This is a genomic window from Microbacterium sp. SORGH_AS_0428, from assembly GCF_031453615.1.
Taxonomy (GTDB): Bacteria; Actinomycetota; Actinomycetes; order Actinomycetales; family Microbacteriaceae; genus Microbacterium.
Map to the genome: position 1 here is coordinate 3208204 of NZ_JAVIZT010000001.1, position 11573 is coordinate 3219776.

The window sequence follows — 11573 nt, forward strand, 5'->3', positions numbered from 1 at the left end:
TCTCAGTCCGCGACGGCGGCGACCGCCTCGATCTCGACGAGCTGGTCGTCGTAGCCGAGCACCGTCACTCCCATCAGGGTGCTGGGCGCATCGTGATCCCCGAACGCGTCACGCACGACCTCCCACGCCGCGACGAGGTCGCTCTGGCGCGCCGAGGCGACCAGCACCCGGGTGCTGATGACGTCGTGCAGTCCGGCGCCGGCGGCCGCGAGGGCCTCGGTGAGCGTCGCGATGCATCGAGACGCCTGCCCGGCATAGTCGCCGACAGCGACGGTGGAACCGTCGTCGGCGAGCGGGCATGCTCCCGCCAGGAAGATGAAGCGGGTGCCTGCGGGCGCGGTGGCGGCGTAGGCGTACTCGGCCACGTCGCTCAGCTGTCGGGCGCGGATGAGTCGGACGGCGGATGCGCCCATCGGCTCAGCCGATGTGCAGCCGCTGACGCTCCCGCGCGTCGTGCGCCGAGCGGATGCGGTTCACGACCACGAGAACGGGTACCACCACGACCGGGGCGGCCACGAGCGCGGCCAGCCACAGCCACGGCTCGGCCGTGGTCGTGCCGGCCCATGTGAGCGCGAGCCAGGCGGCCCCGCTGACGAAGGCCCCGATCATCGGCGCGAGCGCGACGCCGCGCAGCTCACGACCACGGAGGGCGAAATGTGCCGCGGTGCCCACGGCCGCGCCGTAGATCAGCGCGAGCAGGATCTCCATCGCTCAGGCGAAGAAGCCGACCCGACGGGCCTCTTCGGTGCCGAGCTCGACGTAGGCAAGGCTCGCGGCGGGGACGATGTAGGAGTTTCCCTTGGTGTCGGAGAACGACACGAACGCAGCGCCCGAGCCGAGCGCGTCGGCGAGCGACTTCTTCACGTCGTCGGCGGCCTGGTCGGTCTCGAAGTTGAGCTCGCGGCCGGTGTTCGCGATGCCGATGCGGATCTCCACGGATGTCGCCTCTCTCGTCTGTCTTCGGGGACGTTCCGACTCTACGGCACCGCAGAATGCCGATGCCCGGCGGGGCGGACGACGGTGCACGCTGTGGGCGAACGCGTCGCTTCGGGCTCGTGTCGCCGGGGCGCGTTAGCGTTTTGCCGATGCCTCTTCTCTCCGCCTCCGCGAGCGCCGCCGCCGACGCCGAGCCGGTCTTCGAGGCGCCCGAGTGGGATGCCTCGCAGCGTGCGGTGCTGGAGGCGGCCCCTGATCGGTCGCTGGTGGTGGTCGGCGCGCCGGGGTCGGGCAAGACCGCGCTGCTGATCGCGCGCGTGGCTGGGCTCACGGCCGGGGGATTCGATCCCGACGAGGTCCTGGTTCTCACTTCTACGCGCCAGAGCGCGACCGCACTGCGCGACCGCCTCTCGCTGGCGATGACGGGTGCCCGATCGGGCGCCCCCGCGCGGTCCGTCGCGTCTCTCGCGTTCGAGATCGTGCGCGCGAACGAGGTGCGCCGCGGCCGCCCCGCGCCGCGGCTTCTCACGGGCGCGGACGACGACCAGATCGTCCACGATCTGCTGCGCGGCGATGAGCTCGACGAACAGGACGGGGCCGCATCCCGCTGGCCGGAGGGTTTCGGCGCGGCGGTGCGCTCCTCGCGCGCCTTCCGCAGCGAATTGCGGGCGTTCCTCGCCGAATGCACCACGTGGGGCATCGACGCTGCGCAGCTCGCCGCGCTGGCCGCATCCGAGGGCGTGCCGGTGTGGGAGGCGCTGAGTTCGTTCCTCGTCGAGTACGACGATGCCCGCGGTCATCTGCGCTCCTCCCACCGCGACGCGGCGGGGCTCGTCACCGAGGCCGTGTCGTTGCTCGGCCGGCTCGAGGCGGCCGACCCGGCCCTCGCCGTCGTGCGGCGCCTGCGCGCCGTGCTGGTCGACGACGCGCAGGAGCTCACCCCTGGCGCCGTCGCACTGCTGGAGGCGCTGCACGCGCGCGGGATCGCGGTCACCGCCTTCGGCGACCCCGACATCGGCTCCGGCGCCTTCCGCGGTGCGCGTCCTGAGCACTTCGCGCGTCTGGCCGCCTCCCTCGGACGCACGGCGGTGCTCGAGCGAGCCCATCGAGGAACCGCTCTGCAGACGGATGCCGTACGGCGCGTCACGAGCAGGATCGGCGCGGCGGGCGTCGTGGCCCATCGGCGGGCTCCGCAGGGGGCACCCGTGGACGAGAGCCTGCGGGTGTACCTCGCACGTTCCGCACCCGAGGAGCACGACCTCATCGCGCGCGTGCTGCGCGAGCGGCATCTGCGCGACGGAGTGGCATGGGCCGACTGTGCCGTGATCGCCCACGACTCCCGGCAGGTCGCCGCCCTGGAGGCAGAGCTCGGTGCGCGGGAGGTGCCTGCCCGCGCACCGGGTCTCGTCGAACCCCTGGGGAGCCGGGGGAGCGTGAGGCGTCTGCTCACGGTCGTCCGCGCCGCGGCGGAGGAGGTCGATCCGGCCGAGACGCTGCTGTCCGCGGGTTTCGACCCGGTCGACCTCCGCAGACTCCGAGCGGCGTTGCGTCGTGCCGAGGTACTCGTGGCGGGCACGAGACCCGCCGCGGAACTGCTCGTCGAAGCGCTGCACGAGCCTGCGCGCCTGGAGGCGCTCGGCACACGCGAGGGATCGCGTGCCGCGACGATCGCCGCGACGCTCGCCCAGCTGCGGGACGACCTGGAGCGCGGTGCCACCGCGCACGAGCTGTTGTGGACCGCGTGGTCGCGCAGCGGGCTCGAGTCCGCGTGGTCGACGCTCGCCCGGGGATCGGGTCCGCTCGCCGAGCAGGCCGACCGTGACCTGGATGCGGTCGTGGCACTCTTCCAAGCCGCCAAACGCTTCGGAGAGCGTGCCGAGGAGGGCGGTCCCCGCGATCCGATGGTGTTCGTGCGGGGTGTCCTCGACAGCGACGTGGCCGAGGACCTCTTCGCCCCGCCGAGCCGGCGGGAGCGGGTGCAGGTGCTCACGCCTGCGGCGGCGCTGGGTGCCGAGTTCGACACGGTCGTGATCGCCGGCGTGCAGGAGGGCGTCTGGCCCAACACGCGTCTGCGCGGCACCCTGCTGCAGGCATGGCGGCTCGCGGAGGCTCGCATCGGTGCGGACGCCCCGAGCACTCGTGATCGGCGACGAGAGGTGCTGCACGATGAGCTGCGGCTGTTCGCCCGGGCGCTGTCCCGTGCACGCAGCCGTGTGGTGGTGACCGCGGTCTCGGACGACGCATCGGTTCCGAGCCCGCTCCTGGAGCTGCTGCCGGACGCCCAGCCCGCGCCCAACCGGCATCCGCTCTCACTACGAGGACTCGTGGCCGCCCACCGGCGTACCCTGACCTCCGCGAGCGCTCCCGCGGCGCGCTCGCACGCGGCCAGGCAGCTCGTTCATCTGGCCGATGCCCGTGTCGCCGGCGCCGCACCCGCGCAGTGGTACGGCATGGTTCCCGCCACATCCCACGCGCCGCTGCACGACGCCGCCGAGACGTCCGTGCGGCTCTCGCCCTCGCGACTCGAAGCGCTGGAGACCTGTCAGCTCGACTGGGTCATCGCGGATCTCGGCGGTGCGCGCACCGAGACGACGGCCGGTCTCGGGACGCTCCTGCACCATGCGATGGAGACCGCGGGGCCGGACGAGGAGTCGCTCTGGCGAGCGGTCCAGGAGCGCTGGGACGAACTGGAGTTCGATGCGCCGTGGCGCGAGCGCGTCGAGCGAGACCGCGCGCGCGACCTGGTCCGGCGGCTCTCGGCCTACCTCCGGGACTTCGAGGCACGCGGCGGGACGCTGCTGGGAGCCGAATCGAAGTTCGAGGTGCCGCTGCCGCATCCGGCCGGAGACGAGGCTCAGCCCATGGTGCTGTCGGGAACCATCGATCGTGTCGAGCTCCTGCCCGACGGCCGGGTGGAGATCGTCGATCTCAAGACCGGGCGCTCGGTGGCGAGTACGGACGCGAAGGTGGCCGACAACGCACAGCTCGCGGCCTATCAGGTCGCGGTGGACGCCGGCATGGTGCCGGACGCGCAGGGGCGTGACAGCGCGGGCGCCAAGCTGCTGGTCCTGCAGCCCACGTCATCCCGGTCGATCTTCGCGACGCCCACGCAGCCTCCGCTGGACGACGCGGCGCGTGCCGCCTTCCTCGGCCGGCTGAACGCTGCGGCGGCGGTGATGAGCGCGCGCTCCTTCGAGGCGCACTACGAGACGCACTGCCGCGACGACTTCTCACACGGCGTCTGCCGCATCCATACCGTCGCGCCGGTGAGCGCGCCGTGACCGGGTTGATCAGCGCGGCGGCGATCGCCGCCGCGCTCGGGCAGTTCCCGCCCACGGCCGAGCAGGCGGCTGTGATCGAGTCCGATCTGGAACCGGCGCTCGTGGTCGCGGGAGCCGGCAGCGGCAAGACCGAGACGATGGCGGGTCGCGTCGTGTGGCTCGTGGCGAACGGTCTCGTCCGCCGCGACCAGATCCTGGGACTCACCTTCACGCGTAAGGCGGCAGGAGAGCTGGCCGAGCGCATCCAGCGTCGCCTGGCGCGTCTCGCGGAGTTCGAGCGGCGCGGCCTCCTCGGCAGCCTGGAGGATCTCCACCATCGCGGCGAGCTGGCGGGCTTCGGCGAGATCGAGCGGTCCGGCGGATCCGACGACGATCGACGCAGACTGCTGGATCGCCTCGCCGAGGAGCACGCCGTCGACGCTGCGCCCGCCGGCGACGCCGACGATCTGCTCGACCGGCCCACGGTCTCGACGTACAACAGTTTCGCCGACGGCATCGTGCGCGAACACGCGGCCCGTATCGGGCGCGACGCGGAAGCCGTCGTCTTGTCGGAGTCGGCCGCCTGGCTGCTGATGCGCCGCACCGTGCTCGCCTCGGATGACTCAGAGCTGGAGACGACGGAGGAGTCGCTGCGGACTCTGGTTGATCGTGCGCTGCGCATCGCGCGCGACGCCGTCGACAACCTCGTCGATCTCGACGAGCTCGAGCGCTTCCCCGAGAGGTTCGCGCGCGTCGTCGACATCCCTTCGGAGAACGCGCGCACCACGGTCTACAAGGACGTGCTGGACGATGTCGCCGCGGTCGGCAAGCTCCCGCTCTACGCGCGCCTCGCCCGCGAGTACGACCGGAACAAGCGCCGGACCGGGGTGATCGACTTCGCCGATCAGGTCGCGGGCGCCTTCGAGATCGTGCGGGGCGATCGGAGACTGGTCGAGGAGTTGCGTGAGCAGTACCGCGTCGTGCTGCTGGATGAGTATCAGGACACCTCCGTGGTGCAGAGCCTGCTGCTCTCGACCCTGTTCGCCGATTCGGCGGTCATGGCGGTGGGAGACCCTCACCAGGCGATCTACGGGTGGCGCGGTGCGAGCGCCGGCAGCCTGGCCGGTTTCGCCGCGGCATTCTCGAGCCACGGCACATGTGCCCGCTTCGACCTGCTCACGAGCTGGCGAAACGCTCCGGCGGTGCTGCGCGCGGCCACCGCAGTGCTGGCCCCGCTCGCCGAACGCAGCGCGGTCGCGGTGGGCACGCTCCGCGCCAGGCCCGGCGCCGACGACGGGCGGGTCGAGATCGTGACGGAGCCCGACCTGGAGAGCGAGGCGGATGCGGTCGCGCGCTGGTTCGCCGACGTCATCCGTGTGCGCGGCGCCGAGGGGCGCTCGACCACGGGCGCCGTCCTCTTTCGGGCGAAGAAGCACATGCCGCGATTCGCCGAGGCGCTGGCCCGTCACGGTATCCCGCATCGTGTTCTCGGCCTGGGCGGACTGCTGAGCACGCCCGAGATCGTCGACATCGTCAGCGCCTTGCGCGTCGTCAGCGATCCGACGCAGGGCTCCGCCCTCATCCGGCTGCTGAGCGGCCCGCGATGGGCGATCGGGCTGGCTGACCTGTCAGCGTTGCACGATCTCGCCCGGCGCCAGGTGCGCGCCCAGGCCTCGGGCGAGAGCGAGCCGGACCTGCTGGCGCGGCTGCGTCGGAGCGCGCGTACCGAGACCGGATCGCTCATCGACGCCCTCGATCTGTTCACGAGGCTCCGCCCGGAACACGCCTGGTTCCAGACGTTCACCCCCGAGGCACGGGACCGGCTGCGGGAGGCGGCGGCGGTGTTCGCCGGTCTCCGGCAGGTCGCGGCGACACTGCCCCTGACCGAGCTCGTGCGCGCGATCGAGGTGGAGCTCCGGCTGGACATCGAGCTCGCCGCGAACGAGAGCCGCGGGCCGGCGCGCACGGCGGCGGCGCAGGTGCGCGCCTTCGTCGACGAGGTCAACGCGTTCCTCGCGGCCGACGAACACGGATCTCTGGCGAGCCTGCTGGCCTGGCTCGAGCACGCCGAGCGCAGCGACGACCTGGCCCCGAGGACCGATCCTCCGGAGTCGGACGTGGTGCAGCTGCTGACCATCCACGGCTCGAAGGGGCTGGAGTGGGATGCGGTCGCGGTCGTCCGGCTCGTCGAGGGCGAGCTTCCCTCGACGCCGAAGGAGACACGGGGCTGGCTCGGCGCAGGGGTCCTGCCCTATGCCTTCCGAGGGGACTCCGCGTGGCTGCCGCTGTACCCGTGGCAGGGCGCGGAGAGCCAGCAGCAGCTGCGCGACCGCCGCTCCGCGTTCGTCGACGCCCACCGGGACCGCGCGCTCGAGGAGGATCGGCGTCTCGCGTACGTGGCGGTCACGCGAGCACGCGACCATCTGCTGCTGAGCGGATCACCGTGGGCGGGAACGACGAGGCCGCGCGAACTGAGCCGCTTCACGATCGAGATCGCCCAGGCGCTCGAGCAGGCCGATCCCCGCATCGATCCGGGTGAGAATCCGCTGGCGGATGCGGCGCGCACCCTGCACTGGCCGCTCGACGCCCTGGGGTCGCGCAGGACGCGGGTGACGGATGCCGCCGCGGCCGTGGAGACCGCGCGTGCGGATCCGGGCGAGGCGGACGACGAGCTCGCCCTGCTGCTGGCCGAGCGCACCGAACGCCTTCGGCCCGCGCGCTCGGGTGCGCCGGTGCGCATCCCCGCATCCGCGTACAAGGACTTCGTGACCGACTACGACGCCGCCGTCGCGGCGCTCGAGCGCCCCATGCCGGAGCGGCCGTATCGGCAGACCTCGCTCGGCACGCGGTTCCACGCATGGGTGGAACGCCGTTCCGGAGTGAGCGCCTCAGCCTCGCTCGATGGTCCGCTCTGGTCGAGCGATGCCGAGCAGAGCGGGGACGACGCGGATTTCGAGCGTCTCGTCGAGATCTTCGAGGCGAGCGAGTGGGCGGCGCTGCAGCCGATCGAGGTCGAGACGGAGATCAACTTCCGCTACATCGGCCTCGACGAACGGCCCCATGTCGTGGTGTGCAAGCTGGACGCCGTCTACCGCCGGGGCGAGCGCATCGAGATCGTCGACTGGAAGACAGGCCGCGCTCCTCGCTCGGAGTCCGAGCGACGCGAGCGTCTCGTGCAGCTCGAGCTGTACCGTCAGGCCTATCACGCCAGGCACGGCGTGCCGATCGAGCAGATCGACGTGGCGCTCTACTACGTCGCCGACGATCTCGTCATCCGCGACTGAGCCGGGGTACGAGCGCGCTCAGCCCTCGGTCCATCGGCGCAGCGCCTCGCGGGACGCGCGCGCGGTCTCCTCGCGGCTCTCCTCATCGTCCTCCGCCGTGTCGGCGGTGTCGTCGTGCGCCGGCTGCGGCCTGGCCGTCCACTCGGAGAGGTCGACCGGCAGCGTGGGCATGCCCTCCGCGGACGCAGAGCCCGCCCGATCCTCCTCCTCCGAGAGGTACGCGCCCAGCTCCGCCGGATCGTAGGCGTCGGTCTGCATCGACGTCTGCCCACCGGCGGGCTCGGTCTCCGGCACCCGCCCGAGAAGGGCGATCGCGTCGTCGACATCGGCGGAACCGGTCCGAACGAGCTCGGTTCCCACGGTCGCGTCGGCGAGGGATGCCAGAAGCTTCGTGGCGTCCTCGACGACGAACTCGTCGCCCTGATCGACGCCGTGCACCAGCCACTTGGCGAACTCGAGCTCGGCGAACAGTCTCGCCCGGGCGATCAGGGCCGGGTCGGGCGAGTGATGGGAGGCCGCCGTGTATCCCTCGTGGACGCCCTCGACCGATTCCGGCGCGGATCCCAGCCACCGCAGATCCACGGCGGGATCCCCGATCGACAGGCCCTGCCAATCGAGAAGGGCGACCACCTCGGGCATCTCATCGACGTCGTCGAAGACGAAGGAGGACACATCGAGCCCGTCGAGGACGACCGTGGGCTCGTAGCGCCATGCGGCGTCGTCGTCGAGAAGGCTCAGCCAGCGCTCGCGGAGCTCGGGCAGGAGGCGACCTGTGTCGTCCGCGCGCTCGACGAGGCGCCGTGCCTCGGTGCGCACCTGCTGCGCGGAGCGCACCGGGTACCCCTCGGCGCGGATCACGGTGACGGGAAGGTCGTGCACCGCGGCGATCGCGCGGCCGACGAGTCCGGTGAATCCCGGACCGGGCGGCAGATCGGCTGCGTCGACGCGGTAGCCGGCCAGGTAGTCGGTGACGATGACCTGGTCGGATCCCATCGAGGTCTCGCCCAGCACCGTGGGCGCCTGAAAGGGGAGCAGACTGCGCACACCGGCGCTCAGCGAGGACAGCACGCGGGCGTCGGCGCGCGCCGTGCGACCCGCTTCGTCGTCTGCTGCCACGCGCACCACGACGCGCCGGCCGTCGGCGAGATCCACCAGCGCCGCGGCGGTGCCGGCCTCATCCGTGCTGCCCAGTCGCCCCGCGCTCACGACGACGGCCTCCGGAAGAGCCGCCGTCACCGACGCGGCTAGAGTGAGAGGTGAGCGTGGCATGCACTCAGGGTAGGCGTCCACCCCCGGCCCGAGCCGGTCGCCACGCCCGTCGAGGAGGTATCGGTGAGCGTTTCCGACACCGGTGCACAGTCTCTGTTCCCGCTCCGGCGTGCCGCGGACGAGCGGCAGGATCCGGCGCTGGTCGACAGGCTGCGCGCCGACGAGACCACTCTCGCCCTGGCCGTGGCGGGCGACCTCGTGTCGATATCCGGCAGCGCCGAGAATCCTCGCCTGCGCCTGGTGCCCGCAGCCGAAGTCACCGCATCCGAGTGGGCCTTCCTCGGCCGCACGATCGACGGTCGGGGCGTCCTCGCGGCGGTGACCGAGACCGTGCGTGAGCCGTTCGCCCGGCTGCGGGAGATCGGCGGCCTGCTTCCGCAGACGGAATCGGATGCGGCGACGACCGCCGTGGCACTGGGCAGCTGGCTGCGCGAGCAGGCGTACTGCCCGTTCTGCGGCACGCGCACCGAACTGCGTCAGGCGGGCTGGGCACGCCACTGCCCGCACTGCGGCCGCGAGCACTTCCCGCGCACGGACCCCGCGATCATCGTCGCGGTGCACGACGCCGACGACCCGGATCGGTTGCTTCTGGGCAGCAACGCCGCCTGGCCCGCGGGAAGGTACTCCTGCTTCGCCGGCTTCGCGGAGGCGGGCGAGTCCCTGGAGGACGCGGTCGCCCGCGAGGTCGCGGAGGAGGCGGGGGTGGAGCTGGTCGGTGTGCGCTATCGCGGCTCCCAGTCCTGGCCGTACCCGCGTTCGCTGATGCTCGGCTTCCACGCGGCCGCACGGGTCGCCGAGGCGGCTCGCCCCGACGGCGAGGAGATCGTCGAGGTGCGCTGGTTCACGCGCGAGGAGATCGGGGAGGCGCTCGAGGGCAGGGGAGAGATCGTGCTGCCCGGCTCCGCATCCATCTCCTGGCGTCTGATCCGCGACTGGTACGAGGAGCGCAAGTGAGCGTCGACATCCTGGCCGGGCTCGACGAGCAGCAGCACGCCGCGGTGATGGCGGTGCGGGGTCCGGTGCGGGTCCTGGCCGGAGCGGGCACGGGCAAGACCCGCGTGATCACGCGACGCATCGCCTACGGCGTCGACAGCGGCACGTACTCACCCGGGCGCGTGATGGCGCTGACCTTCACGGCGAAGGCGGCCGGCGAGATGCGCGGGCGTCTGCGCGCGCTCGGCATCGTGGGCGTCGCGGCGCGCACGTTCCACGCGGCCGCGCTCTCCCAGCTGAACTATTTCTGGCCGCAGGTGGCGGGCTCACCCGCCCCGCGCATCGTCGACAACAAAGTGCGCCTGCTCGCACAGGCGGCGGAGCAGCAGCGCCTGCACCTCGACACCGCGACCCTGCGCGACGTCGCCTCCCACATCGAGCAGCGCAAGGTCGCGATGCGGCGGATCGACGAGATCGGCAGCACACGCCCCGTCACCATCGGCACGCTCGACACCGGACAGATCCGCGATCTGCACGCCGCCTACGAGAAGCTGAAGGACGAACGTCACCAGCTGGACTTCGAAGACGTCCTGCTGGCCTGCGCGGGCATGATCGAGGCGGAGCCGCGCGTCGCCCAGTCGGTGCGCGAGCAGTACCGGCACTTCACCGTGGACGAGTTCCAGGACGTGTCGCCGCTGCAGAACAGACTGCTCGAGCTGTGGCTCGGCGAGCGACGCGACCTGTGCGTCGTGGGCGACGCGAGCCAGACCATCTACTCCTTCGCCGGCGCGCGCGCCGACTATCTCCTGGACTTCCCCCGGCACCACCCCGACGCGCGCAGCTTCACCCTCGAGCACAACTACCGCAGCGACCAGCCCGTGCTCCGGGTGGCCAACGCGCTCATGCGCGGCCGTCCCGGCGCGCTGCAGCTGGTCACCGATCGCGGCGCGGACTCTCCCGTGCCCACGGTGACCCGCTTCGACGACGACGCCCACGAGGCCGCGGGTGTGGCCGCCCGCATCCGCGCGCAGCTCGACGACGGGGTGGATCCGCGCCAGATCGCCGTGTTGTACCGGGCCCACGCGCAGTCGGCGGAGCTCGTGACGGCACTCGCGGATGCGGGCGTTCCCACCAGCGTCATGGGCGGCAAGCGCTTCTTCGACCTGCCCGAGGTGCGTCAGGCCGTCATGGCGCTGCGCGCCGCGACGGTGGCCCCCATGCAGGGAGGATTCCGCGACACGGTTCGCGACGTGCTCCGCGGATGCGGGTACACCGACGAGCCGCCGGCCGTCGGCGGGGCCCTGCGCGATGCGTGGGAAGCACGCGCTGCGCTGCTCGCGCTCGCCGAGGAGCAACCCGAGGACACCACGCTGCGCGCGTTCACCGACGATCTGATGGCCAGGGCGAGAGATCAGCACGAGCCCTCGTTGGCGACGGTGACGCTTGCGACGCTGCACGCGGCGAAGGGCCTCGAGTGGGACCACGTGCACCTCGTCGGGTTGTCGGAGGGGCTGCTGCCCATCTCCTACGCGCAAGGATTCGAGCAGATCGACGAGGAGCGGCGGCTGGCATACGTCGGCATCACGCGGGCCGCGCGTACGCTGTCGCTCTCGTGGGCATCGCAGTCGGCGCGTCAGGCGCGGCAGCCGTCGAGATTTCTGCAAGAGATCGGCACGCGCACGCTGGATGAACGACCGGCCAGGCCGACCGCCGGTGGGGTGAGGAGGCCGCGAACGTCATCCGGCACCGGGCGGCCGACGGCGGCAGCTGACCGGTGAGCAGGCGAGCGGCATAGGCGACGGCCTCGCCGAGGAGCGCCGCCGTCACCGGGGGTGCGGGCTGGGACATGAGCTGCGCCGCGATGCCCGGCCATGCCGCATCCTCGTCACGA

General features: G+C 72.1%; 8 protein-coding genes. 4 read left to right on the forward strand and 4 right to left on the reverse strand.

What is annotated here, in order from left to right:
• Nucleotides 1–2: 2 nt before the first annotated feature.
• From QE374_RS15660 to QE374_RS15670, 3 genes are read right to left on the reverse strand one after another with little or no spacing between them, the layout of a single operon-like run.
• Nucleotides 3–413, reverse strand: coding sequence for a Rid family hydrolase (locus tag QE374_RS15660; protein WP_309736386.1), 411 nt, complete (start codon nucleotides 411–413; stop codon nucleotides 3–5).
• Between the two features lie 4 nt (nucleotides 414–417).
• Nucleotides 418–708: a hypothetical protein gene (locus QE374_RS15665; RefSeq protein WP_309736388.1), complete on the reverse strand. Its 291-nt coding sequence runs from the start codon at nucleotides 706–708 to the stop codon at nucleotides 418–420.
• Nucleotides 709–711: 3 nt separating this feature from the next.
• Nucleotides 712–936: a DUF3107 domain-containing protein gene (locus QE374_RS15670; protein WP_309736391.1), complete on the reverse strand. Its 225-nt coding sequence runs from the start codon at nucleotides 934–936 to the stop codon at nucleotides 712–714.
• A 149-nt stretch (nucleotides 937–1085) separates the two neighbouring features.
• Between QE374_RS15670 and QE374_RS15675 the strand changes: the two genes are divergently transcribed.
• Together QE374_RS15675 and QE374_RS15680 are read left to right on the forward strand one after the other, a co-directional pair.
• Nucleotides 1086–4217 (forward strand): ATP-dependent DNA helicase, encoded by a 3132-nt coding sequence (locus QE374_RS15675; protein ID WP_309736393.1) that lies wholly within the window; start codon nucleotides 1086–1088, stop codon nucleotides 4215–4217.
• The gene (locus tag QE374_RS15680) at nucleotides 4214–7480 is read left to right on the forward strand and encodes an ATP-dependent DNA helicase (RefSeq protein WP_309736395.1); all 3267 of its coding nucleotides are present in this window, start codon (nucleotides 4214–4216) and stop codon (nucleotides 7478–7480) included. The genes QE374_RS15675 and QE374_RS15680 overlap by 4 nt, the downstream gene beginning before the upstream one ends.
• A gap of 18 nt (nucleotides 7481–7498) precedes the next feature.
• Here the strand turns inward: QE374_RS15680 and QE374_RS15685 are convergent, their stop codons facing one another.
• Nucleotides 7499–8749, reverse strand: a complete 1251-nt coding sequence (locus tag QE374_RS15685) for a phosphotransferase (RefSeq protein WP_309736396.1) — start codon at nucleotides 8747–8749, stop codon at nucleotides 7499–7501.
• Nucleotides 8750–8812: 63 nt separating this feature from the next.
• Between QE374_RS15685 and nudC the strand changes: the two genes are divergently transcribed.
• Both nudC and QE374_RS15695 read left to right on the forward strand, forming a co-directional pair.
• Nucleotides 8813–9703: an NAD(+) diphosphatase gene (gene nudC / locus QE374_RS15690; RefSeq protein ID WP_309736399.1), complete on the forward strand. Its 891-nt coding sequence runs from the start codon at nucleotides 8813–8815 to the stop codon at nucleotides 9701–9703.
• Nucleotides 9700–11460: an ATP-dependent helicase gene (locus tag QE374_RS15695; protein WP_309736402.1), complete on the forward strand. Its 1761-nt coding sequence runs from the start codon at nucleotides 9700–9702 to the stop codon at nucleotides 11458–11460. Before nudC ends, QE374_RS15695 begins: the two co-directional genes overlap by 4 nt.
• Nucleotides 11461–11573: the final 113 nt, after the last annotated feature.